This window comes from Polaribacter sp. MED152 (assembly GCF_000152945.2).
GTDB lineage: Bacteria > Bacteroidota > Bacteroidia > Flavobacteriales > Flavobacteriaceae > Polaribacter.
Genome location: NC_020830.1, coordinates 1,361,138 through 1,385,634, shown reverse-complemented (window position 1 = coordinate 1,385,634; position 24,497 = coordinate 1,361,138). Strand labels below are relative to the sequence as shown.

General features: G+C 30.7%; 21 protein-coding genes, 1 tRNA gene and 1 riboswitch. Of the genes, 20 read left to right on the top strand and 2 right to left on the bottom strand.

The window, feature by feature from the left end:
• Positions 1 to 33: 33 nt before the first annotated feature.
• The 10 genes from MED152_RS06120 to MED152_RS06075 all read left to right on the top strand — a co-directional run bounded on the left by MED152_RS06120 (position 34) and on the right by MED152_RS06075 (position 11,227).
• Positions 34 to 363 carry a 2Fe-2S iron-sulfur cluster-binding protein gene (locus tag MED152_RS06120; protein WP_015480988.1) on the top strand — a complete coding sequence of 110 codons (330 nt, stop codon included), beginning with the start codon at positions 34 to 36 and terminating at the stop codon, positions 361 to 363.
• A gap of 6 nt (positions 364 to 369) precedes the next feature.
• A complete protein-coding gene (gene epsC, locus MED152_RS06115) occupies positions 370 to 1,146 on the top strand; it encodes a serine O-acetyltransferase EpsC (RefSeq protein WP_015480987.1) in 777 nt (258 codons plus the stop codon).
• A 1-nt stretch (position 1,147) separates the two neighbouring features.
• Complete coding sequence (gene cysM / locus MED152_RS06110) at positions 1,148 to 2,035, top strand: cysteine synthase CysM (protein WP_015480986.1); 888 nt, start codon at positions 1,148 to 1,150, stop codon at positions 2,033 to 2,035.
• A gap of 63 nt (positions 2,036 to 2,098) precedes the next feature.
• A riboswitch (SAM riboswitch) is annotated at positions 2,099 to 2,223 on the top strand.
• 44 nt (positions 2,224 to 2,267) lie between these two features.
• Positions 2,268 to 3,272 (top strand): homocysteine S-methyltransferase family protein, encoded by a 1,005-nt coding sequence (locus tag MED152_RS06105; RefSeq protein ID WP_015480985.1) that lies wholly within the window; start codon positions 2,268 to 2,270, stop codon positions 3,270 to 3,272.
• Positions 3,272 to 5,944, top strand: a complete 2,673-nt coding sequence (gene metH / locus MED152_RS06100) for a methionine synthase (RefSeq protein WP_015480984.1) — start codon at positions 3,272 to 3,274, stop codon at positions 5,942 to 5,944. The genes MED152_RS06105 and metH overlap by 1 nt, the downstream gene beginning before the upstream one ends.
• Before the next feature lie 192 nt (positions 5,945 to 6,136).
• Entirely contained in the window at positions 6,137 to 7,090 is a 954-nt protein-coding gene (metF, locus tag MED152_RS06095; protein WP_015480983.1) for a methylenetetrahydrofolate reductase [NAD(P)H], read from the top strand.
• Positions 7,091 to 7,212: 122 nt separating this feature from the next.
• Positions 7,213 to 7,530, top strand: a complete 318-nt coding sequence (gene trxA / locus MED152_RS06090; protein ID WP_015480982.1) for a thioredoxin — start codon at positions 7,213 to 7,215, stop codon at positions 7,528 to 7,530.
• A gap of 79 nt (positions 7,531 to 7,609) precedes the next feature.
• Positions 7,610 to 10,168: a M1 family aminopeptidase gene (locus MED152_RS06085; protein WP_015480981.1), complete on the top strand. Its 2,559-nt coding sequence runs from the start codon at positions 7,610 to 7,612 to the stop codon at positions 10,166 to 10,168.
• Entirely contained in the window at positions 10,168 to 11,091 is a 924-nt protein-coding gene (locus MED152_RS06080) for a DUF58 domain-containing protein (protein ID WP_015480980.1), read from the top strand. Before MED152_RS06085 ends, MED152_RS06080 begins: the two co-directional genes overlap by 1 nt.
• 62 nt (positions 11,092 to 11,153) lie before the next feature.
• Positions 11,154 to 11,227: transfer RNA gene (locus MED152_RS06075), tRNA-Asp, on the top strand.
• 472 nt (positions 11,228 to 11,699) lie between these two features.
• Here the strand turns inward: MED152_RS06075 and MED152_RS06065 are convergent.
• Positions 11,700 to 12,074: a DUF2237 family protein gene (locus MED152_RS06065; RefSeq protein ID WP_041383899.1), complete on the bottom strand. Its 375-nt coding sequence runs from the start codon at positions 12,072 to 12,074 to the stop codon at positions 11,700 to 11,702.
• A 349-nt stretch (positions 12,075 to 12,423) separates the two neighbouring features.
• Here MED152_RS06065 and MED152_RS06060 point away from each other — a divergent pair, with 349 nt between their 5' ends.
• The 9 genes from MED152_RS06060 to MED152_RS06020 all read left to right on the top strand — a co-directional run bounded on the left by MED152_RS06060 (position 12,424) and on the right by MED152_RS06020 (position 22,624).
• On the top strand, positions 12,424 to 13,248 hold the full coding sequence (locus MED152_RS06060) for a prephenate dehydratase (RefSeq protein WP_015480977.1): 825 nt from the start codon (positions 12,424 to 12,426) through the stop codon (positions 13,246 to 13,248).
• Entirely contained in the window at positions 13,245 to 14,387 is a 1,143-nt protein-coding gene (locus MED152_RS06055) for a pyridoxal phosphate-dependent aminotransferase (protein WP_015480976.1), read from the top strand. The genes MED152_RS06060 and MED152_RS06055 overlap by 4 nt, the downstream gene beginning before the upstream one ends.
• Positions 14,388 to 14,390: 3 nt before the next feature.
• Positions 14,391 to 15,242 carry a prephenate dehydrogenase gene (locus MED152_RS06050; protein WP_015480975.1) on the top strand — a complete coding sequence of 284 codons (852 nt, stop codon included), beginning with the start codon at positions 14,391 to 14,393 and terminating at the stop codon, positions 15,240 to 15,242.
• 21 nt (positions 15,243 to 15,263) lie between these two features.
• On the top strand, positions 15,264 to 16,346 hold the full coding sequence (locus tag MED152_RS06045) for a bifunctional 3-deoxy-7-phosphoheptulonate synthase/chorismate mutase type II (RefSeq protein ID WP_015480974.1): 1,083 nt from the start codon (positions 15,264 to 15,266) through the stop codon (positions 16,344 to 16,346).
• Positions 16,347 to 16,437: 91 nt separating this feature from the next.
• A complete protein-coding gene (rsgA, locus tag MED152_RS06040) occupies positions 16,438 to 17,400 on the top strand; it encodes a ribosome small subunit-dependent GTPase A (protein ID WP_015480973.1) in 963 nt (320 codons plus the stop codon).
• 5 nt (positions 17,401 to 17,405) lie between these two features.
• Positions 17,406 to 17,861: a D-aminoacyl-tRNA deacylase gene (gene dtd, locus MED152_RS06035; protein WP_015480972.1), complete on the top strand. Its 456-nt coding sequence runs from the start codon at positions 17,406 to 17,408 to the stop codon at positions 17,859 to 17,861.
• An 87-nt stretch (positions 17,862 to 17,948) separates the two neighbouring features.
• Positions 17,949 to 18,593 (top strand): YceI family protein, encoded by a 645-nt coding sequence (locus tag MED152_RS06030; RefSeq protein ID WP_015480971.1) that lies wholly within the window; start codon positions 17,949 to 17,951, stop codon positions 18,591 to 18,593.
• An 81-nt stretch (positions 18,594 to 18,674) separates the two neighbouring features.
• Positions 18,675 to 20,588, top strand: coding sequence for a DUF3857 domain-containing protein (locus tag MED152_RS06025; RefSeq protein ID WP_015480970.1), 1,914 nt, complete (start codon positions 18,675 to 18,677; stop codon positions 20,586 to 20,588).
• Positions 20,585 to 22,624, top strand: a complete 2,040-nt coding sequence (locus MED152_RS06020; RefSeq protein WP_238559166.1) for a DUF3857 domain-containing protein — start codon at positions 20,585 to 20,587, stop codon at positions 22,622 to 22,624. Before MED152_RS06025 ends, MED152_RS06020 begins: the two co-directional genes overlap by 4 nt.
• Before the next feature lie 53 nt (positions 22,625 to 22,677).
• Here MED152_RS06020 and MED152_RS06015 read toward each other — a convergent pair whose 3' ends face one another.
• Entirely contained in the window at positions 22,678 to 23,136 is a 459-nt protein-coding gene (locus MED152_RS06015) for an Lrp/AsnC family transcriptional regulator (RefSeq protein ID WP_015480968.1), read from the bottom strand.
• Between the two features lie 159 nt (positions 23,137 to 23,295).
• Here MED152_RS06015 and MED152_RS06010 point away from each other — a divergent pair, with 159 nt between their 5' ends.
• On the top strand, positions 23,296 to 24,495 hold the full coding sequence (locus tag MED152_RS06010) for an aminotransferase class I/II-fold pyridoxal phosphate-dependent enzyme (protein ID WP_015480967.1): 1,200 nt from the start codon (positions 23,296 to 23,298) through the stop codon (positions 24,493 to 24,495).
• Positions 24,496 to 24,497: the final 2 nt, after the last annotated feature.

Below are 24,497 nucleotides of genomic sequence, written 5' to 3'. Positions count from 1 at the left end.
AATTTGTAGACTAGATCAATAATAGACAAAGAGATGCAAGACATCAATATAAAAATTACAGACAGAGAAGGTAAAACGCATGATATTGTAGCGCCTACAGACATGTCTATGAATTTAATGGAAGTAGTTCGTTCTTATGAGTTAGCAGAAGAAGGTACTATTGGTATTTGTGGTGGAATGGCTATGTGTGCTTCATGCCAATGTTATGTGAAGTCAGACCATGAACTTCCAGAAATGACAGATGATGAAGATGCAATGTTAGCAGAAGCATTTTATGTAGAAGATAACAGCAGATTAGGTTGTCAAATACAAATTACACCAGAATTAAATGGTTTAGAGGTAGAATTAGCACCTGAAAGTTAAACCTTTATGAAGCAGACAGAACAAATCATAGAAAATAAAAAATCGGTTGAATTTAAGAATTACAATATGTGTTTAAGAGACGCTGTTGAAGTTTTTACAAAACAGTTGATAAACAATTTATTTGACCAAAATCATCTTTCGGAAAATGGTTCAGATACTCGAAGAAAATTTTTATTGATCTTAGAAAGACTAGCTGTAGAAAATGGTGAAAAACTTTGGAGCGATTTTCAAGAATCATTTAACGCCATTCGTAAAAAGTTAGATCTAGATGCAGAGGCTGCAAATAGAAATGATCCAGCTGCTAAAAGTTTAGAAGAAATATACTTGGCATATCCTGGTTTTTATGCAATAGCTGTGTACAGACTAAGTCATCAATTACTAAAATTAGATATTCCTATTTTACCTAGAATGATGAGTGAATTTGCTCATAGTACAACAGGTACAGATATACATCCAGGAGCAGAAATTGGAGAATCGTTCTTTATAGATCATGCAACAGGTATTGTAATAGGTGAAACTACCATCATTAAAAATAATGTTCAAATTTTTCAGGGAGTTACCTTAGGTGGAATTCAAGTAAAAAAGAGCTTGGCATTCACAAAAAGACACCCAACAATAGAAGACAATGTTATTATTTATGCAAACGCAACTATTTTAGGAGGAGATGTAATTATAGGTGCAAACTCTGTAATTGGGGCAAATGTTTGTGTAACAGAATCTATACCTATTAACTCAGTAGTTACAGTGCAAAAAGAAAATAATATTTTTCAAAAAAGAATTTAAAATGCAAACAAAAAGTATCATAGATTTTGTAGGAAATACGCCATTAGTAGAAGCGCAAAGAATCTTTAAAAAAGAGGGTGTTACACTTTTATTAAAACTAGAAGGTAATAATCCTGGAGGTAGTGTAAAAGACAGAGCTGCCTATTATATGATTTCTGAGGCTATTAAAAGAAAAAATATTAAAAAAGGAGATACTTTAGTAGAGGCTACAAGTGGTAATACAGGCATTGCATTGGCTTTAATGGCTAAAGTTTTAGGGGTAAATATGGTAATAACTATGCCAGAAAACTCAACGATAGAAAGAGTAAAAACGATGCGTGCTTATGGTGCAGAAGTTATACTTACTCCTGCAGATAAAGGTATGGAAGGTGCAATAGATCATGCACTAAGTTTAAAATATAAAAAGGGTTATTTTCGATTAAATCAGTTTGATAATTTCGATAATCCAAAGGCACATTACAAAACAACTGGCCCAGAAATTTGGAGAGATACTCAAGGTAAAGTAACACATTTTGTTTCTGCAATGGGCACAACTGGTACCATAACTGGAGTTTCTGATTTTCTTAAAGAAAAAAATGAAGATATTACTATAATTGGGGCGCAACCAAAAGATGGAGCAAGAATTCCAGGTATTAGAAAATGGAAAAAAGAATATTTACCAGCTATTTTTAATCCAAAAAAAATAGATCAGGTTTTAGAAGTAAGTGAAGAAGAAGCCAAAGCAATGACCATTCGTTTGGCAAGAGAAGAAGGTATTTTTTCTGGAATGAGTAGTGGAGGTTCTGTCTCTACTGCTATTAAAATTGCCAATTCAATAGACAAAGGTGTTGTGGTTGCCATTATTTGTGATAGGGGAGATAGATATTTATCTTCAGATATTTACGAATAAACCATAAAAAATAGAAAAAAAGTTCGTTACTTTGTTTCGAATTTAGTTCATAAACTTATTAATACGTTATCACGAAAGGCAGAGGGATTAGACCCAGTGAAGCTTTGGCAACCTCTCAGAAATGAGAAAGGTGCTACATTCTACAATCTATTTCGATATTTTATCAAATAGCTATTGACAGATAACAGAGAAATTACACTTTTCCTGATGACATATTATATAATAATTAGATATGTCAAATATTTACAAAGCTTTACAAGAAAGAATTTTGGTTTTAGATGGTGCTATGGGTACCATGCTACAAGCCTATAAATTTACTGAAGAAGATTTTAGAGGAGAGCGCTTTAAAGAGTACCCAACACCTTTGCAAGGAAATAATGATTTGTTATCATTAACCCAACCAGAAGCAATAAAAACAATTCATGCCAAGTATTTTGAAGCTGGTGCAGATATCATAGAAACCAATACTTTTTCTGGAACTACAATTGCAATGGCTGATTATCAAATGGAAGATTTGGTATACGAATTGAATTATCAATCTGCGAAAATTGCGAAAGAAGTTGCTTTAGAATTTACAGCTAAAGAACCGAATAAACCACGTTTTGTTGCAGGTTCAATTGGGCCAACAAATAGAACTGCAAGCATGTCTCCAGATGTAAACGATCCTGGTTACAGAGCTGTAACTTTTGATGAATTAAGAGTTGCTTATAAACAACAAGTAGAAGCATTATTAGATGGTGGTGCAGACATTTTATTGGTAGAAACTGTTTTTGATACATTAAATGCAAAAGCAGCATTGTTTGCAATAGAGCAGGTTAAAGAAGAAAGAAAAATGGATATTCCTGTAATGCTAAGTGGTACAATTACAGATGCATCAGGTAGAACTTTATCAGGCCAAACAGCAGAAGCTTTTTTAATTTCTGTTTCTCATATTCCATTATTATCAGTAGGTTTTAATTGTGCTCTAGGTGCTAATTTGTTGCAACCTCATTTAGAGGCAATTGCCAACAAAACAGAATTTGCCATTTCAGCTCACCCAAATGCAGGTTTACCAAATGCTTTTGGAGAGTATGATGAAACTCCAGAAGAAATGGGAGAACAAATAGAAGAATATTTAAAGAAAAATTTAATTAATATTATTGGTGGCTGTTGTGGAACATCACCAGAACATATTAGAGTTATCGCAAATATTGCTGCCAAATATAAACCTCGTAAAATTTTAGAAAAAGTACACTAATGAAAGTGAAACAAACTAAATACATGCGATTATCGGGTTTAGAACCTCTGATTTTAAATGAGAATAGCAACTTTATCAATGTTGGTGAACGCACAAATGTAGCTGGTTCTCGTAAATTTTTACGTTTAATTAAAGAAGAAAAATTTGACGAAGCTTTAGATGTTGCACGTCATCAAGTAGATGGTGGAGCGCAAATTGTTGACATTAATATGGACGATGGTTTGATTGACGGAAAAGAAGCTATGGTTCGTTTTCTAAATTTAATTGCTGCAGAACCAGATATTTGTAGAGTTCCAATGATGATTGATAGCTCTAAATGGGAAATCATAGAAGCTGGTTTACAGGTAGTTCAAGGTAAATGTGTCGTAAACTCAATTTCTTTAAAAGAAGGTGAAGAAAAATTTATTTGGGAAGCCACTCAAATTAAACGTTATGGAGCAGCTGTAATTGTAATGGCTTTTGATGAAGTTGGGCAAGCAGATAATTATGATAGACGCATAGAAATAGCCAAAAGATCTTATCATATTTTAGTAAACAAAGTTGGTTTTGCATCAGAAGATATCATTTTTGATTTAAATATTTTTCCTGTAGCAACAGGTATGGATGAACATCGAAGAAATGCTATCGATTTTATAGAAGCTACAAAATGGGTGCGTGAAAATTTAGAAAATGTATCTGTAAGTGGTGGAGTTTCAAATGTGTCTTTTTCATTTAGAGGTAACAACACAGTTCGTGAAGCAATGCACTCGGTTTTCTTGTATTATGCCATTCAAAATGGTATGAATATGGGTATTGTAAATCCTGCAATGTTAGAAGTCTATGATGATATTCCCAAAGATTTATTAGAGCATATAGAAGATGTAATTTTAGATAGAAGAGATGATGCTACAGAGCGCTTATTAGATTTTGCAGAGACTGTAAAAGGAACCACCAAAAATAAAACAGTCGATTTATCTTGGAGAGAAAAACCGCTACAAGAAAGAATTACACATGCTTTAGTAAAAGGGATTGATGCTTTTATTATTGAAGATGTAGAACAAGCAAGGCAAGAAGCAAATGCACCTATAGAAGTTATAGAAGGCCACTTAATGATTGGTATGAATGTAGTAGGCGATTTGTTTGGTGCTGGAAAAATGTTTTTACCCCAGGTAGTTAAATCTGCAAGAGTAATGAAAAAAGCAGTAGCCTATTTAAATCCGTTTATTGAAGCAGAAAAAGGAGAAGAACAACAAGCTTTAGGTAAAATTTTAATGGCAACAGTGAAAGGTGATGTACATGATATTGGTAAAAATATTGTGAGTGTTGTTCTTGGTTGTAATAACTATGAAATTGTAGATTTAGGAGTTATGGTTCCTCCTGAAAAAATCATACAAACTGCAATTGACGAAAAAGTTGATGCAATTGGTTTAAGTGGATTAATCACACCTTCATTAGACGAAATGGTTTATTTGGCCAAAGAAATGGAGCGTCAAAATTTAGATTTGCCTCTACTAATAGGTGGTGCAACAACATCAAAGGCGCATACTGCTGTTAAAATAGATACACAATATAAAAATGCAGTGGTTCATGTAAACGATGCATCTAGAGCAGTTACTGTTGTTGGTGATTTACTCAATAAAAATAGTGCAAATGCATATGTTGCGAAATTAAAAAAGGATTACGATGAGTTTAGAACCAAGTTTCTAAAACGAGGTAAAGAAAAAGCCTACATCTCTATTAATGAAGCTCGTAAACGCAAATATAAAATTGATTGGAATACATCTGAAATTAGTAAACCTAAAGAGTTAGGGATACAAACTCTAGAGCAGTTAAGTTTAAAAGATTTGGTTCCATTTATAGATTGGAGTCCGTTTTTTAGAAGTTGGGATTTACATGGAAAGTTTCCAGCTATTTTATCAGATAAAATAGTAGGCGAACAAGCAACTGTTTTGTTTCAAGAAGCACAAGTAATGATTGAAGAAATCATTGCAAAACAGCTGTTAAAACCTAAAGCTGTATTTGGTTTGTTCGAAGCTAATGCAATAAATGAAGACGATATTTCAGTTCAGAAAAAAGGCAAAGAAATTGCAGTTTTTAGAACTTTACGTCAGCAATTAAAGAAAAGAGAAGGTATACCAAATTTAGCATTGGCCGATTTTATTGCGCCAGTTGAAACCAATAAACAAGATTACATAGGTGCATTTTGTGTAGGTATTTTTGGAGCACAAGAATTGGCAGAAAGTTACAAGGCTCAAGATGATGATTATAATGCTATCATGGCTCAGGCCATTGCAGATCGTTTTGCAGAAGCATTTGCAGAATATTTACACAAACAAATTAGAACCAAACATTGGGGTTATGCATCAAATGAAGCCTTATCTAATGATGATTTAATTAAAGAAAGTTATAAAGGAATTCGCCCTGCACCAGGTTATCCTGCATGTCCAGATCACTTAGAAAAAGATACCATTTGGAGTTTATTAGACGTAGAAAATAAAATCGATGTAAAATTAACAGAAAGCAAAGCAATGTGGCCTGCAGCTGCAGTTTCAGGTTACTATTTTGCAAATAAAGAAGCCAAGTATTTTGGTTTGGGTAAAATCACAGAAGATCAACTTGTAGATTATGCAAATCGAAAGGGCATAAGCAAAACAAAAGCAAGAAAATGGTTGCATCCTAATTTAGCAGAGTAAACAAAACAATTATTTAACAATTATTTTTTTTAATACTAACAAACATAAATAGAAGAAGTAAGATTTTTGCAGAAAATTATTAAAATGAAAAAATACAATGTAGAATTAAAATTTATTCTACAACTTTTAATGTTAACTGTAACTGCATTATTTATTGCTTATTTCTTCTAGATTACTGAATTAATTCAGGAAATGAAGATAACAGAACACATCAAGAAAGCAAATGAGAAAACTTTATTCTCATTTGAAATTATTCCACCAAAAAAAGGAAAAAGCATTGAAGATTTATATGCAAATATAGATCCGCTAATGGAGTTTAAACCACCATTTATAGACGTAACTACATCTAGAGAAGAATATGTTTATGTAGAAAAAGACGGTTTATTAGATAGAAAAGTAACAAGAATGAGACCTGGAACTGTAGGTATTTGTGCAGCTATTAAACACAAATATGATGTGGATACTGTTCCTCATGTTTTGTGTGGTGGTTTTACAAAAGAAGAAACAGAGTATTTGTTGGTAGATTGTCATTATTTAGGGATTGATAATGTTATGGCTTTGAGAGGTGATGCTATGAGTCATCAAAAATATTTTGAAGCCTCAAAAGGTGGGCATCAATATGCTATCAATTTAGTAGAACAGATTCAAAATTTAAATAGAGGTAAATATTTGCATGATGTAATAGAATCTGATAATTGTGCTGATTTTTGTATTGGAGTAGCTGGTTATCCTGAAAAACATTTAGAAGCACCTTCTTTACAAACCGATTTAAAAAGGTTAAAAGAAAAAGTAGATGCAGGTGCAGATTATGTTGTAACTCAAATGTTTTTTGATAATAAAAAGTATTTTGAGTTTGTAGATGCTGCAAAATCTATGAGAATTAACATACCCATTATTCCAGGAATTAAACCAATTGCAGTAAAAAAACACTTACAATTACTGCCTCAAGTCTTTCGAATAGATATTCCAGAAGAACTAATTAAAGAGGTAGATTCTTGCAAGTCTAATAAAGAGGTTAGGCAAGTTGGTATTGAGTTTGCTATTCAACAATCTAAAGAATTATTAGAGGCAGGTGTACCTGTTTTACACTATTACTCTATGGGTAAAAGTGATAATATTCAGGCTATTGCAAAAGAATTATTTTAACTTGCTGTATAGTTTCAATTGATAGATTAATAGTAAAAAGTAATTTTTTTGAGTTAACCAACCTAAAATAAATGTTTACTTTTGTGCATTATTAATGATATTACAATCAAAAAACATATAAAATGGCATTAGAAATAACAGACGCTACTTTTGATGAAGTAGTTTTACAATCAGATAAACCAGTATTAGTAGATTTTTGGGCAGCTTGGTGTGGACCATGTAGAATGGTAGGGCCAATTGTAGATGAAATTCATGCAGAATATGATGGTAAAGCAGTAGTTGGTAAAGTAGATGTAGATGCAAACCAAGAATTTGCAGCTAAATATGGAGTTAGAAATATACCAACAGTTTTAGTATTTAAAAATGGTGAAGTTGTAGATAAGCAAGTAGGTGTAGCACCTAAAAAAACATATACAGATAAAATTGATGCAGCTCTATAGTTGTCACTTAATTTTATAAACTTATAAAGGTTTGGCTAACGTCAAACCTTTTTTTATTTTTAGAAACTAAACGAATCTTATGAAATTCCTTACATTATTTTTGGCTTTTACCATAATAACTTCATGTACATCACCCTCTAAAAAATTAAAGCTAGAAAAAGGTATTTCTTACGATTTAGCAGTATATAGAAAAAAACAAATTTCTGATATTGTTTATAATATACATTTTAAAATTCCGGCTGAAAAAACGCAATCAATAGCATCAAAATTAACCGTTAATTTTAATGTAAATGACTTGGAATATAATGCGTATTTAGATTTTAACGAGGCTACTTCAAAATTAAAATCAGTAAAAATCAACAATGAAAATGTAGCAATTAATCATCAAAAAGAACATTTAATTTTAGATAAAACAAAATTGGTCATTGGTGCAAATCAATTTGAAATTTTATTTGATGCTGGTGAAAAATCTTTAAATAGAAATAACGATTTTTTGTATACACTTTTAGTTCCAGATAGAGCAAGTACTTTATTCCCTGTTTTTGATCAGCCAGATTTGAAAGCCAAATACAACCTAAGAATAACTGCACCTAAAGATTGGAAAGTTTTGGCTGGTGGTTTTGAAGAAAGTGCAATAGAAGTTGATGGTTTTATAGAACATTCTTTTAGAACAACAGATTTAATGAGTAGCTATTTATTCTCATTTGTAGCTGGTAAGTTTTCAGAGGTAACTCAAAATCCAGGTGCTTTTGATATGCGCTTTTTGTACAGAGAAAATAATCAAGAAAAAATAACTGAAAGTGTAAGTGATATATTTAAAATTCATCAAAATTCAATCGATTTTCTGGAGAATTATACGAGTGTTAAATTTCCTTTTCAAAAAATGGATTTTGCTACTATACCTCCTTTTCAATATGGAGGAATGGAACATGTTGGCGCTATTCAATACAGAGAATCTTCTTTGTTTTTAGATAAAAATGCTACACAAAGCAGAAAGTTAAGAAGGGCCAAGTTAATTGCTCACGAAACTTCTCATATGTGGTTTGGTGATTTGGTTACAATGAAATGGTTTAATGATGTTTGGATGAAAGAAGTCTTTGCTAATTTTATGGCAGATAAAATTGTAAATCCTGTATATCCAGAGGTAAATCATACTTTAAGTTTTATGATGTCTCATTACCCAAGTGCATATTCAGAAGACAGAACTAAAGGTACAAATCCAATTCGTCAAAAATTAGATAATTTAAAGAATGCTGGGTCTTTGTATGGCAGAATTATTTATAACAAAGCACCAATTATGATGCGTCAGTTGGAATATTTATTGGGAGAAAATCAATTTAGAGAAGGTATTCAAGAATACATAAAAACATACTCCAATTCAAATGCAGATTGGTTAGAATTGGTAGATATTTTAGATCAAAAATCATCAGGAAATATTAAAAATTGGAGTAATGTTTGGGTAAATTCTTCAGGAAGACCCATAATTTCTGAGGAAATTGAAACAAATGAAAAGGGCAATGTTACCAAGTTTATTATTCATCAAAAAGCAGAAGATGGTTCAGATAAAATTTGGACACAATCTTTTAAAATTCAATTGATGGATGCTAGAGGTTATGTAAAGAATATTAATATTAAAAATATGGGAGCATCTTTTGATATTACAGAGGCTGTCAAAGATTTTAAACCAGGTCAGGTTTTATACAATATAAACGGATTTGGTTATGGGGTTTTCCCTATTTACAAAGATAAAATTGACAGTTATAAATTAATTAGTGATGAGGTGTCTAGAGGTTATCAATTCATTAATTTATATGAGAATATGTTGTTGGGCACAGTTTCACCAAAAGATAGTTTTCATGTTTTTTTAGATGCGATTAAAACAGAGAAAAATGAATTGATTGTCAATTATTTATCAGGTAGAATTCAAAATATTTACTGGACGTTTTTAACTAAGAAGCAAAGAGATGAAATTCAGATTTCAACAGAAGAAAACGTAATGCTTTTGCTTCAGAAAGATTTGCCTAAAAACATAAAGAAAACCCTTTTTAACCTATATCAATCTATTGCCATTTCCGAATCTGGAATGGACAATTTATATGAAATCTGGAAGGGTGAGATTAAAATAAATCAACTTTTTCTGAATGAAAATAATTTAACATCATTAGCTTTTCAACTTGCGGTTTTACAACATCCAGAAACAGAAGAGATATTAGCAACCCAAGAAACTAAAATTTCAAATCCAGATCAATTAGAAAGATTTCAATGGCTTTTACCTGCTGTTTCTAATAATGTAAATGTTCGAAATGATTTTATGACAGCGTTGTTCGATAAAAAGAATAGAGAAAAAGAATCTTGGGTGCAATCTGGTTTGGGCTATATTCATCATCCTTTAAGACAAAATCAATCTGTAAAGTTTTTGCCTGAAATATTAAATAAGTTAGAAGAAGTACAGTTAACAGGAGATATATTTTTCCCTAAAGGATGGTTGGCTTCTTCTATTGGTCAATACTCGTCTCAAAAAGCATACGATATCTTAACAAATTTTGTGAACGAGAATCCAGATTATAATCCTATTTTACTAAAAAAATTATATCAAACTACTGATGATTTAACCAGAGCCCAAAACATAAAGAAATAATGAAGGTATCAGAAGTAAAATCATCAGAAATTAGAAATTTAGACCTACTTGCTAAACAGGTTGTAGAAGGGTTTATTACAGGTTTGCACAAAAGTCCTTTTCACGGTTTTTCTGTTGAATTTTCAGAACATAAACTATATAATAAAGGTGAAAGCACAAGACATATAGATTGGAAGTTGTTTGCGAAGACAGAGAAGTTGTATACCAAAAAATACGAGGAAGAAACAAACCTGAGATGTCATATCATTATAGATAATTCTGCATCAATGCATTACCCAGTTATTGAGAAACAGTCTATAAGTAATTTGAATAAAGTTGGTTTTTCAGCTATTGCAGCAGCTTCTTTAATGGAAATTTTAAAACGTCAAAGAGATGCAGTTGGGTTAAGTATTTATTCTGATAGCTACGAATATTATGCTCCAGAAAAAGGGAGTGAAAGACATAGAAATATGTTACTGCATCAATTAGAAAGTTTATTTTTATCTCCTTCTTCATTTAAAACGACTGAAACGTATCAGTATTTGCATGAAATTGCAGAGAAAATTCATAGAAGATCTTTGATTTTTTTGTTTACAGATATGTTCCAAACAAACAAAGAGCATAAAGAATTGTTTGAAGCTTTAAGACACCTAAAATACAACAAACATGAAGTGGTTTTATTTCATACATATGATTCAAAAACAGAGTTTGAGTTCAATTTTGATAATAAACCCAAAAAATTTATTGACTTAGAAACAGGACAAGAAATTAATGTCTTTGCAGAAAATATTAAAGAAAAATATGAGGCTTTAAGTCAACAGTTTTTTAAAGATTTAAAAGACAATTGTTTACAATACAAAATTGATTATGTTCCTGTAGATATTCATAAAGGTTACAATGAAATTTTGACGGCTTATTTATTACAGAGAAAAAATTTTAAATAATTTTTCAAATTATGTTTGCAAATATAAAAATGTGTGTTATATTTGCACCCGCTATTAGCAACGGTTTGGTAGTTCAGCTGGTTAGAATGCCTGCCTGTCACGCAGGAGGTCGCGGGTTCGAGTCCCGTCCAGACCGCGAAAAGCGCTTCATTTATGAAGCGCTTTTTTCGTTTATATTCTATTTAGTTTTTTTGTTGATTATATTATTCCAAGGATAAAAAGAATTGTCCATAAAATTGTTCTAATCCAATTGCGGGTTACGAGTTGATTCAATTGCTCTGTTTCAAAATTATTCTCAGAAATTTTAAAATGAATTGGAGCGAAACTTGTAAATGTAAATACCCATAAAAAAGCAGCTATTAGAAGTATTAAGAGGTTTATCATATTAAAACCAAATAAACAATTCGTGATACTAATTATTAATTGAAGTAACATTAAGGGTACCACAACTATTGCAATTCTTCGAGTATATGTATTATGCCAAAGCATAAGGTTTTCTCTTTTGTAAAATAAGAAGCTAGGATATACAATGAGTTGAACAATCCAAATTAAGACGACCAAACCAAAATTTACGAGTGGAAATAGGGAGGTTATAATTTCTTGATAATTCATTCTTGGTCTTTTTTCTGAAATTCATACTTTTTTAAAAGATCTAAAGAGCAATAATCTAAAGATTTAATATGAGTTGCTTCGAGCTTAATAAAAGGAGCTTTACCTACTTTCTCAGCTTGTAGCCATCTGGAAATACAAAGGCACCAGTGATCGCCAGGTTTTAAACCAGGAAAATTCCATTGAGGTATGGGTGTTATCAAATCATTTCCTCTGCTCAGAGAATACTCCAAAAAATCATCTGTTACAATTGCACAAACTGTGTGCGTTCCATAATCTTGTACACCTGTTTTACAAAAACCATCTCTATAAAAACCCGTCAAAGGAGAGGTGCAACAACATTGCAGAGGTTGGTTCAAAACGTTTAAATCCAAAATATAAGTTTTATAAACCTTAAAGATAATCATTTCAAGTCTTAGAAATCAATGAATGAAATTGATATTAAAAGGATGTTAATTGACAATCAGATAATATTTTTAATCAATTTTGAATTATTGATAAAAATTATGGAATTCTTTTAATAATATTTGTGTATCTGAATTTAATCTTTAGATTTGTCTTTTAAACACAAGAAAAAATGTTAAAAACAACTTGGACTCGTTTCTATTTTTACTTTTATTTTTACAATAAAAGGAGAGACTTTGTATCATTTTGTTAAACACAAAACAATAAATATAAAGTCTCGAATTAAATTCGAGGCTTTTTTTTTGATATTATATTACGTTGAAAAAAATAATCGCAATACAAGGTGCAGAAGGCTCAAATCATCATAAAGTAGCTATTGATTTCTATGGTAAAGAAATTCAGTTAGCAGAATGCATGTCTTTTGATGTTTTAGTAGATAGTTTGTTAAATAATTCTGCGGATGTTGGGGTTATGGCTTTAGAAAACACAATTGCAGGCTCTATAATACCTAATTATGCACTTATAGATAATAGCAACTTGCACATTATAGATGAAGAATATTTAAATATTCATCATCATTTAATGGCTTTAAAAAATCAAACTTTAGAAGATATTAATGAGGTTTGGTCTCATCCAATGGCATTATTGCAGTGTAAAGAGTTTTTTAAAAAATATCCAAATATCAAATTAGTTGAAGATGTGGATACTGCAGAAGTTGCAAAAAGAATTTCGCAGAAAAATTTAAAAGGTATAGCTGCAATTGCTCCTAAAATAGCTGCAGAAATATTTGATTTAGAAATTCTTGAAGATGAAATTCAAACGATTAAAGACAACTCAACACGTTTTGTAATTGTACAAACAAGTAAGCCAGCACTAAATGAAAATGTAAATAAAGCATCCTTAAAGTTTCAATTAGATCATAAAAGAGGAAGCTTAGCTGCTATTTTAAATGTGTTAAGCGATTGCAAAATGAATCTAACCAAAATACAATCATTACCAGTTATAGAAACACCTTGGAAATATTCTTTCTTTGTTGATATTACTTTTGATGATTATAAAGAATACAAAAAAGCAGCATCAATTTTAGAAATTATGGCTGAAGAATTTAAGGTTTTAGGAACGTATAAAAATGGTAGAAGATGATACAACCCGCAAAAAGATTAGATACTGTTCAAGAATATTATTTCTCTAAAAAATTAAGAGAGGTAAGAGGTTTAGCTGCTGCAGGTAAGCCAATTATAAATATGGGTATTGGTTCTCCAGATTTGCAACCACCAGCAAGTGTCTTAGATGCTATTTCTAGTAGTTTGACTGATGCAAGTGCGCATAAATATCAATCATATCAAGGGTTACCAGAATTACGTAGTGCAATCTCTGGGTTTTACAATAATAAATTTTCAGTGATATTAAATCCTGACAATGAAGTTTTACCCTTAATGGGAAGCAAGGAAGGAATCATGCATATATCTATGGCCTTTTTGAATGAAGGTGATAAAGTTTTAATTCCAAATCCTGGTTATCCAACCTATACTTCTGTTACAAAATTAGTAGGTGCAAATCCTTTATTTTATGATTTGTCAGAAGAAACTAATTGGCAACCTAACTTTGAAGTTTTGGAGCAATTAGATTTAAGCGATGTGAAATTAATGTGGGTAAATTATCCTCATATGCCAACAGGCACAAATGCTACATTAGCAACTTTTGAAAAATTAGTTTCCTTTGGTAAAAAACATGATATTTTAATCATTAATGATAATCCTTACAGTTTTATTTTAAATGATAAACCTATAAGTATACTACAAGTAGAAGGAGCTAAAGAGGTAGCCCTAGAGTTAAATTCTTTAAGCAAAACATTTAATATGGCTGGTTGGAGAGTAGGTATGTTGCTTGGAAATTCTAGTTTTATTAATGAGGTTTTAAAGGTGAAATCTAACATGGATTCTGGAATGTTTTATGGCATTCAGAAAGGTGCAATTAAAGCATTGCAGTTATCAGATAAATGGTTTCAAGACCAGAATAAAATTTACGAAAAGCGCAGGAAATTAGTTTGGCAATTGGCAGATAAGTTAGATGCCAAATACCACAAAAATGCAACAGGCTTATTTGTTTGGGCTAAAATTCCTAAAGGAAAAAAATCAGAAGAGGTGACAGATTCAGTGTTATATGATAAAGATATATTTATAACACCAGGTACTATTTTTGGTTCACAAGGAGAGGGTTACATTCGTTTTTCTTTATGTGTAACAGAAGAAATTATTAAAGAAGCAATATCAAGATTTTAAATTATGAATGCTATTTATATTATTGGTGTTGGTTTAATTGGTGGTAGTTTTGCTATTGATATAAGAAAGGAAAATCCTACTGCCATAATTTATGGTATAGATACTAATGAAGGGTATTTAGATGAATCTTTGGCTTTAGGTGTAATTGATAGAAAAGCTACTTTAGACGATTTAGAAAATGCAGATTTAGTAATTGTAGCCATTCCTGTAGATGCTACAGTAAAATTATTACCAACAATTTTAGATAAAATAGGCGATAATACTTTAGTTGTTGATGCAGGTTCTACAAAAGAAGCAATTTGTAAAGAAGTTGAACATCATCAAAAAAGAAGAAATTTTTTAGCAGCTCATCCAATTGCTGGTACAGAGAATTCAGGACCAAAAGCAGCAATATCTGGCTTATATAAAGGGAAAACTAACATAATCTGTGAAGTAGAAAAAACAACTTTTAAACTTCAAGAGAAAGCTTTAGAACTTTTTAGAGCAATTGGAATGCGTATTCGCTACATGGACCCAGGTTCTCATGATAAGCATATTGCGTATGTTTCGCACCTATCTCACATAAGCGCATTTATGTTAGGTAAAACAGTAATCAATAAAGAAAAAAACGAACGCGATATTTTTGATATGGCAGGTTCAGGTTTCGAGTCTACAGTACGTTTGGCAAAAAGTAGCCCAGCAATGTGGACACCAATTTTTAGGCAAAATAAAGATAACGTAATCGAAACGTTAGAAGAATACATTAACAATTTACAACAGTTTAAAGAGTTGATGCAACAAGATAATTTCTCTGAAATTTTTAACGAAATGGAGAATACAAATTATATAAAACAAATTTTAAACGGCATAAAATAAATCGCCACAATTAATAGAAAAATGAAGAATACAGCAGCATTAAGAACATGGTTGGATGATATGAAGTTAGATCATCCACTAGTAATAGCAGGGCCTTGTAGTGCAGAAACTGAAGAACAAGTTTTAAAAATTGCACATGAATTAAAAGATTCTGATGTAAACTATTATAGAGCAGGAATTTGGAAACCAAGAACTAGACCAGGAAATTTTGAAGGAGTAGGAGCTTTAGGTTTAAAATGGTTAAAGAAAGTAAAAGAGGAAACAGGTATGAAAACCTGTACAGAAGTTGCAAATGCAGCTCATGTTAAGTTGGCTTTAGAGAATGATGTAGATTTATTATGGATTGGTGCAAGAACAGCAGTTTCTCCTTTTATCATGCAAGAACTAGCAGATGCTTTACATGGAACTGATAAAATTGTTTTGGTAAAAAACCCAATTAACCCAGACTTAGCTTTATGGTTAGGTGGAATTGAAAGATTATACACTGCAGATATTAAAAATTTAGGTGCAATTCATAGAGGTTTTTCTACATATGAAAAATCTAAATATAGAAATGTTCCTGAATGGCAAATAGCAATTGAATTTAAAAATAGATTTCCAGATTTACCATTAATTTGCGATCCTTCTCATATTACAGGGAACAGAGAAATGATTTTTGACGTATCTCAAACTGCTTTAGATTTAAATTTTGACGGTTTAATGATAGAAACACACTGGGATCCAGAAAATGCTTGGTCAGATGCTGCACAACAAGTAACACCAACTAAATTAAAGCAGATTATGCAAGATCTAAAAATTAGAAAGCAAACAGAAACAGATTCTACGTACAGAGATTCATTAGAAAATTTGCGTGCTCAAATTAATGTGGTAGATGGTCAATTAATAGATTTGTTAGGTAAACGTATGAAAGTTGCAGATCAAATTGGTGAGTTAAAGAAAGAGCAAAATGTGGCTGTTTTACAATCTAGAAGATGGAATGAGATTTTAGGGAACATGATTTTAGAAGGTCAAGAAAAAGGATTAAGTGAAGAGTTTGTTTTAAGAATGTTTAAAGCAATTCATCAAGAATCGATCAATCATCAAGAAAGTATTATCAAAGGATAATATTTAGAATTTAATTTTAATTAGCCACAAATTCTTTAAGGATTTGTGGCTTATTTTTTTAAATCGATTTTAATTCTGCATCTTTGTAGTAATGACAGGTATTGTATATAAATCTACAGGAAGTTGGTATTTTGTAAAGTCTGATGATTGCCAATTTCATCAATGTAGAATTAAAGGTAAATTTAGAATTAAAGGTATAAAGAGTACTAATCCAATTGCTGTTGGAGATAAAGTAGTTTTTGACCTTGAAAAGAAGGGTGATGAAGAAATAGGAGTCATAAAGAAAATTTTAGATAGAGAAAATTTTATTGTTCGTAAATCTGTAAATCTATCCAAGCAAACTCATATCATTGCTGCAAATATTGATTTGGTTTTTTTACTGATCACTATTAATAATCCACCAACTTTAACCGCATTTATAGATCGTTTCTTAGTAACTACAAGAGCTTATAGAATTGAAACGGTTTTAATTTTTAATAAGATTGATTCTTACGAAATTGAAGAACGGGCAGAAATACTATATCTTAAAGATATATATGAAGCCATAGGTTATACTTGTTTAGAAGTTTCTGCAACAGAAAATATAAATGTTGATGTATTAAAAGATTTAATGGTAGGTAAAACCTCGATGTTTGTTGGCCATTCAGGAGTAGGTAAATCAACTTTAGTAAATGCAATAGAGCCTAATTTAGATCTAAAAACTCAAGAAATTTCAGATCAGCATAAACAAGGGCAACATACTACAACTTTTGCAGAAATGTTCGATTTAAGTTTCGATGCAAAAATAATAGATACACCTGGTATTAAAGGTTTTGGCGTTGTTGATATGGATAAGTATGAACTTGGAGATTACTTTCCAGAATTTTTTGCGCTAAAGCAATATTGTAAATTTAATGATTGCCTTCATTTAAAAGAACCACATTGTGCTGTAAAAGAAGCCTTAGAAGAAGAAGAAATTTCTTGGTCTAGGTACAGAAGTTATTTGCAAATTTTAGAAGGAGAAGAAGAAACAGAACATTTTAGAACGGATGTTTGGAACGAAGAAGATGATTAGGTGCTATGAGAGTAGTCGTTCAAAGAGTTTCTCAGGCAAGTGTTACCATCAATCAAAATAAGGTAGCAGAAATTGAAAAAGGCTTACTTATTCTTTTGGGTATTACAGATGACGATACCATAGAAGATATTGAGTATTTAGTAAGAAAAACAGCTAACTTAAGAATCTTTAACGATGAAAATCAAGTCATGAATTTATCGCTTAAAGACATCAATGCAGAGGTTATTGTTGTTAGTCAATTTACTTTGTATGCCAATACAAAAAAAGGCAATAGACCTAGTTATATTAAAGCTTCTAAACCAGAAATTGCAGTACCACTTTATGAAAAATTTGTAGCAAATTTAGAGAAAGAGATTTCCAAAAAAGTACAAACGGGTGTGTTTGGCGCAGACATGAAAGTCCGTTTGCTAAATGATGGGCCTGTTACTATAATCATTGATTCTAACAGCAGAGATTTCTAAAAATCAATTAATTTTATTAAAAATAGTTTCCAAGGAAAATAAATTGTTATATATTTGCCATGGAAAATAATTTCAAAACAAAAAACCATGAAAAAATTAGTAGTATCATTAGTAGTTATTGCGTCAGTATTAACTGCTTGTAAAAATGAAAAAAAAGAAGTTGTAGAAACAAAAGAAGCTAAAGAAGTAGAAGTAAATGTAGCAGAGCTTAATAATGTAGATTTATCAACATCTATGATTACTTGGAAAGGTTATAAGCCAACAGGTTCTCATAATGGAACTGTAGCTATGCAAGATGCAGATTTATTAATTGAGGATGGATCTCTTAAAGCTGGTGAATTTACGATAGACATGAACACTATTAAAGTAGAAGACATTCCTGCAGATAATGAAGGTAATGCAAAATTAAGAGGGCATTTAACTAGTGCAGATTTCTTTGATGTTGCAACATATCCTACTTCTAAATTTGTAATTACGAATGTTGAAAAGAAAGAAGGTAACAAAGTACATGTTACTGGTAACTTAACAATTAAAGATGTAACTAAAAGCGTTACTATACCAGCAATGATGTCTACAGCAAATGGCGTTACTACTTTAGAGAGTGAAACATTTATGATTGACAGAGCTGAATTTAATGTAAAGTATGGTTCTAAATCTTTCTTTGACGATTTAAAAGATAAGTTTATCAATGACGATATGGAAATGTCTTTTGTGGTAAAAACAAAAGCATAAAACAGAAAAAAATAATTTTTTTTAACCCAAAACGTAATGTTTTGGGTTTTTTGTTTATTTTGGCATCAATAAATTGCTTTAATGATTTCAAAATCCCCTAAAATTACATGCCTCTTGTTGGTATGGTCTTTTATTAGTTTTTCTCAAAACCAATTATATACTGCTTATTCAATTCCTATTGAACTAAGAGAAGATGCAAACGCTGTTGTTAGAAACAGTAGCACAAGCATTAATATTGAAAGCATCAATGAGTTGGTTTACTCAAAAAAATATGTTGTTACAGTTTTAAATAAGTTAGGAGATTCAGATGCTAGAATTTCTGAAAGTTATGATGAGGATACTAAAATTACAAACCTGTCAGCCATTATTTATGATGCTTTTGGTAATGAAATTAAGAAATATAAAGAAAGAGATTTTACAGATGTAAGTGCTGTAGATGGTGGTTCTTTATATTCAGACTCTAAAGTAAAATACGTTAGGCATACACCAATTTCTTATCCTTACACCTTAGTTTTTGAAACAGAATATAGAACTTCAACAACAGGTTTTATTCCTTGGTGGGTTCCTGTAAATGGGTATTATTTATCAGTAGAAAATAGTAGTTATACCATTAAAAATCCTACTCAAATTCCTTGGAGGGTAAAAGAAGCTAACTTTGATAACTTTGAGATAGATAAAAACAAAACTGAAACAGAAATACGTTTTTCACTTCAAAATCAAAAAGCGCTAGACTACGAACGCAATTCTATTTCCTCCCTAAAAATTTTACCCATAGCAAAGGTTGCTCTAGATAAATTTTATTTAAAAGGTGTTTTTGGAGAAGCTACAAATTGGCAAGAATTTGGCAAGTGGATGTATAGTTCTTTAATTGACGGTAGAGATTTTATAAATGAAACTACCAAAGCAAAAATTTTAGAACTGACTAAAAAGGCAACATCGCCATTAGAAAAGGCAAAAATTGTATACCAATACATGCAAGATAAAACGCGCTATATAAGTGTTCAGGTTGGTATAGGTGGTTGGGAACCTATAGCCGCTAATAAAGTAGATGAGGTTGGTTATGGTGATTGTAAAGGTCTTACAAATTACACAAAAGCGTTGTTAGATGTTGTTGGTGTAAAATCTTATTATACCTTGGTTTATGCCAAAGATAAAAGAAATATAGATAAAGACTTTTCTTCTTTACAAGGTAATCATGCCATTCTAAATATACCTATTAATGGCAAAGATATTTGGTTAGAATGTACAAATCAAACCATACCTTTTGGTTTCTTAGGAGATTTTACGAACGACAGAAATGTTTTGGTGATAACACCTGAAGGAGGCATTATCAAAAAAACAGCTGTTTATAAAAATCAGAATAATCTACAAACCATTACTGGTCAAATAGATTTGCAAAAAAATGGTACTATAAAGGCGGATTTTACAAGAACATCTCAAGGTTTGCAGTATGATGATAAAAGTTACTATGATAACCTAACTGAAAACGAATTAAAGAAACATTATAAAACCAGAGTTTGGAACTATAACAACAATCTTCAAATCGATAAAGCAGAGCTCGAAAATAATAAAGAAAAAGTTGAATTTGTTGAGGCACTTAAAATAACTATCAACGATTTTGCAACAATAAATAACAACGATTACATTTTCAGGGTTAATATTTTAAACAGAGAAAGCTTTGTGCCTAAAAGATACAGAAATCGTAAAATGCCTCTAGAAATTGATAGAGGTTACAAAGATTTAGATTCTATTACCTTTAAATTACCATCGAATTTTACACTCAATTATGAGCCTGCAAACATTGAGGTTAATTCTAAGTTTGGTAGTTATAAAATCACTTTTAAAGTTATAGATAAAAATACTTTGACTTATATAAAGGAAATAGAAATTAGGGAGGGTGTATACCCTAAAGAAGACTATAAGGCTTATCGTGCTTTTAGAAAAAAAATTGCAAAATCAGAAAATTTAAGAATTATATTAACCAAAAAACAATGATGATTAAAAAAATAATATTCGGACTTATTTTAATAAGTCAGGTTTCTTTTCATGCCCAAAATTATGAATTTGGTAAGGTCTCTAAAGACGAACTTCAAGAAGAATTTTATCCATTAGACTCAACTGCTGATGCAGCCTATTTATATAAAAAAAGAAAAACTTACTTTAATTATGGCAACAATACTGGTTTTGAAGTTATAAATGAAGTTTATCTAAGAGTAAAATTATATACAAAAGAAGGTTTTGATTTTGCAACATTTAAATTGCCTTATGTAAGACCAGAGAGTGGAAAATCAGAAAGAATTTCATCTATCAAAGCAGTTACTTACAACTTAAATGAAAAAGGTAAAATAGTTGAAGATAAGGTGTCTAAAAAGTACATCTTCGATGAAACTACCAGTAAATTTAGGCATGTAAAACGTATTACATTTCCAAATTTGAAAGAAGGTTCTGTAATTGAATTGAAATATACAATGACATCTCCTTATACAGAAATTGTAGATGATTTACAGTTTCAGTATGGAATACCAGTAAAAAAATTGGCTATAGAAGTAGAAACTCCTGAATGGTTAATTTTTGCGAAAAAGAACAAAGGTTATTATTTAATTACACCAGTCGAAACTGTAAGAAATGGGAGTATTACAATTAGAAATAAAGTAAGAACCATAACTAGAGAAGCTGGTCCTGGAGGAACAACTGTTGGTAGTACATATGACAATAATGAAATAGATATGGCTTTTAATAGTTCTACATACAAAGCTGAAAATATTCCAGCTTTAAAAGATAACGAACCTTATGTAGGTAGTGCATATGCATATAGAGGAGGAGTTAAATATGAGTTAGTTGGTACGAAGTTTCCAAACTCTATTCCTAAAAGTTTTTCTAAATCTTGGGATGATGTTACAAAGCAAATTTATAAATCTGACGCTTTTGGTAAAGAGTTAGAAAAAACCAATTATTATAAGAAAGATATAGATGCTTTAATTGCTAATTCTAATGTAAATCTAGAAAAACTGGCAATGATATTTCAATATGTGAAATCTAATATTAAATGGAATGGTTACACCAGTAAATATACAAATGATGGTGTTAGAAAAGCTTACCTAGATAAAACAGGTAATTCTGCAGAAATAAATTTGATGCTTACTTCTATGTTGCGTTATGCAGGTTTAAACGCAAATCCTGTGTTAGTAAGTTCTAAAGGAAATGGTGTACCACTTTTTCCTACTATTAAGGGATTTGATTATGTAGTTTCTGGAATAAAATTAGCAGATAATTCTATGGTGTTATTAGATGCAACAGAGCCTTATAGCATGCCAAATCAATTACCTGCTAGAGCTTTAAATTGGAATGGTAGATTGGTTACAAAAACAGGTGAATCTACTTGGGTAAATTTAAATTCATCTAAACACGCTGCAGAAGAAAATATGATTATGGTTAAAATTTCTGATGAATTAGAAGTAACTGGATTTACAAGAACTATTTTCGATAATTTTGACGCTCAGAGATTTAGAATTAGATACAATCATATTAAAGATGAAGATTTAATAGAAAGGTTTGAAGAAAACAATAACCTAGAAGTTGATGATTTTAAATTGGTAAATCAAGGTAATTTAGCCAAACCAGTTGTTAGAAACGTAAAGTTCACTTCAGAAGATTTATTAGAAACTATAGGTAATAAATTATATATAGAGCCTTCTTTATTTTTAACAAAACGTAGTAATCCATTTAAGTTAGAGGAAAGAAAATATCCTGTAGATTTTACTTCTGCATTTAAAGAAACGAACAAAGTAACTATACAAATTCCTAATGGATATGCAATAGAAACTGTGCCTGAACAATTGGCAATTGCATTACCAGACAATTTAGGTTTTTTTAAGTATCAAGTAATAAATGGGGGCAACAAAATTAAGTTGGTGTCTTTATTGCAAGTAAATAGTGCAATGGTTCCACCTCAATATTACCAAGCATTAAAAGAATTTTATAGCAAACTTGTAAAAAAAGAAACAGAGAAAATTGTACTTGTAAAATCTTAGGTACAATTCAAGAGTAAATTAAAACCCAAAACGTAATGTTTTGGGTTTTTTGTTTATAACGAAATTGCTGTTGTATTTTTAACTTTTGCTATGGCAAATGTACTATGAGTGCTACCAATATATTTAATGGCAGTTAATTTGGTAACCATAAATGTTCTGTATTGTTCCATATCTTTTACATACACTTTTAAAATATAGTCATATTCTCCACTTACATGAAAACATTCAGACACTTCTTCTAGTTTCAGAATTTCTCTTTCAAAGGTGGTTACATTTTCTTTGGTGTGCTGTATCAATTTTACGTGACAAAAAACTAAAAAGGACTTTTCTATTTTGTTCTTGTCTATAATTGCTACATATTTCTCTATAACACCTTCTTTTTCAAGTTTTTTAATTCGTTCATAAACAGCAGTTACAGATAAATTTAAAGCAATAGATAACTGTTTGGTTGTTTGTTTGCTATTGTTTTGTAACAGGTTTATTAGTTTTTTATCGATAACATCTAATTGCATGAGTAGTAATTTTTTCCGAAAATGGATGGTTTTAATAAGTTTGAAAGATATTAAAACTATTTTAATTATAATTAATAGTAAAATAAACTATAAATAAAAGTATTTGTTGATTATTATTCTGCTTATAGGTTAATTTGTGTAAAATTAAAGAATACAATTATGAGCTATAATCCAGCAGATAAGATACAAGATTTACAATATTTTGGAGAATTTGGAGGTGTAAATCCTTCTATTTCAGATTCATCTACTTACACTTTTTTATCAGCAAAGACTATGTTCGATACTTTTGAAGGTAATGCAGATGGCTGTTATTTATACTCACGTCATTCAACACCATCTAATTTATATTTGGGTGAAGCTTTAGCGGCTATGGAAGGTACAGAAACAGCAAATGTTACTGCTTCAGGAATGGGTGCAATTACACCTGTTTTATTACAATTGTGTGGCGCAAATGATCATATTATTTCTAGTAGAACTATTTATGGAGGTACTTATGCATTTCTAAAAAACTTTACTCCGAAATTAGGCATTGATACTACTTTCGTAGATATTACAAAGCTAGATGTTGTAGAGGCTGCAATCACTAAAAACACCAAAGTTTTGTATTGCGAATCTGTAAGTAATCCGCTGCTTGAGGTTGCAGATATTAAAGGATTGTCAGGTTTAGCTAAAAAATACAATTTAAAATTGGTGGTAGATAATACATTTTCTCCATTATCAATTTCACCAGTAAAATTAGGCGCAGATATTGTAATACATAGTTTAACAAAATTCATTAATGGCTCTTCAGATACTGTTGGTGGTGTAGTTTGTGGTACGCAAGAATTTATTAATGATTTACGAAATGTAAACGATGGCGCTTGTATGTTATTAGGTTCTACTATGGATAGTTTGCGAGCTTCTTCTATATTAAAAAATATGAGAACTCTTCATATTAGAATGAAACAACATAGTAAAAACGCTCACTATTTAGCAGAAAAGTTTCAAGATGATGGTTTAAAAACGGTGTATCCTGGTTTAGCATCACATTCTTCACATGACTTATTTAAAACAATGATGAACAAAGAATATGGTTTTGGAGGTATGCTAACTATTGATGTTGGATCATTAGAAAAAGCAAATACTTTAATGGAGTTAATGCAAGAAAGAAACCTTGGGTATTTGGCAGTAAGTCTTGGTTTTTACAAAACGTTATTTTCAGCTCCAGGTAGTTCTACATCTTCAGAAATACCTGAAGATGAGCAAAAAGAAATGGGGCTTTCAGATGGTTTAATTCGTTTTTCAATTGGTTTAGATAATAACATTGAACGTACTTATGAAATGATGAAAAATTGTATGAAAGAAGTGGGTGTTTTGTAATA

Excerpts from the sequence above, each read along its gene's own strand:
- MED152_RS06025 (WP_015480970.1), top strand. The coding sequence starts at position 18,675 with ATGATTTCAAAATCCCCTAAAATTACATGCCTCTTGTTGGTATGGTCT.
- trxA (WP_015480982.1), top strand. The coding sequence starts at position 7,213 with ATGGCATTAGAAATAACAGACGCTACTTTTGATGAAGTAGTTTTACAA.
- MED152_RS06020 (WP_238559166.1), top strand. The coding sequence starts at position 20,585 with ATGATGATTAAAAAAATAATATTCGGACTTATTTTAATAAGTCAGGTT.
- cysM (WP_015480986.1), top strand. The coding sequence starts at position 1,148 with ATGCAAACAAAAAGTATCATAGATTTTGTAGGAAATACGCCATTAGTA.
- MED152_RS06015 (WP_015480968.1), bottom strand. The coding sequence starts at position 23,136 with ATGCAATTAGATGTTATCGATAAAAAACTAATAAACCTGTTACAAAAC.
- metF (WP_015480983.1), top strand. The coding sequence starts at position 6,137 with ATGAAGATAACAGAACACATCAAGAAAGCAAATGAGAAAACTTTATTC.
- MED152_RS06085 (WP_015480981.1), top strand. The coding sequence starts at position 7,610 with ATGAAATTCCTTACATTATTTTTGGCTTTTACCATAATAACTTCATGT.
- MED152_RS06010 (WP_015480967.1), top strand. The coding sequence starts at position 23,296 with ATGAGCTATAATCCAGCAGATAAGATACAAGATTTACAATATTTTGGA.
- MED152_RS06105 (WP_015480985.1), top strand. The coding sequence starts at position 2,268 with ATGTCAAATATTTACAAAGCTTTACAAGAAAGAATTTTGGTTTTAGAT.
- MED152_RS06030 (WP_015480971.1), top strand. The coding sequence starts at position 17,949 with ATGAAAAAATTAGTAGTATCATTAGTAGTTATTGCGTCAGTATTAACT.
- MED152_RS06055 (WP_015480976.1), top strand. The coding sequence starts at position 13,245 with ATGATACAACCCGCAAAAAGATTAGATACTGTTCAAGAATATTATTTC.
- MED152_RS06080 (WP_015480980.1), top strand. The coding sequence starts at position 10,168 with ATGAAGGTATCAGAAGTAAAATCATCAGAAATTAGAAATTTAGACCTA.
- dtd (WP_015480972.1), top strand. The coding sequence starts at position 17,406 with ATGAGAGTAGTCGTTCAAAGAGTTTCTCAGGCAAGTGTTACCATCAAT.
- epsC (WP_015480987.1), top strand. The coding sequence starts at position 370 with ATGAAGCAGACAGAACAAATCATAGAAAATAAAAAATCGGTTGAATTT.
- MED152_RS06050 (WP_015480975.1), top strand. The coding sequence starts at position 14,391 with ATGAATGCTATTTATATTATTGGTGTTGGTTTAATTGGTGGTAGTTTT.
- MED152_RS06120 (WP_015480988.1), top strand. The coding sequence starts at position 34 with ATGCAAGACATCAATATAAAAATTACAGACAGAGAAGGTAAAACGCAT.
- metH (WP_015480984.1), top strand. The coding sequence starts at position 3,272 with ATGAAAGTGAAACAAACTAAATACATGCGATTATCGGGTTTAGAACCT.
- MED152_RS06045 (WP_015480974.1), top strand. The coding sequence starts at position 15,264 with ATGAAGAATACAGCAGCATTAAGAACATGGTTGGATGATATGAAGTTA.
- rsgA (WP_015480973.1), top strand. The coding sequence starts at position 16,438 with ATGACAGGTATTGTATATAAATCTACAGGAAGTTGGTATTTTGTAAAG.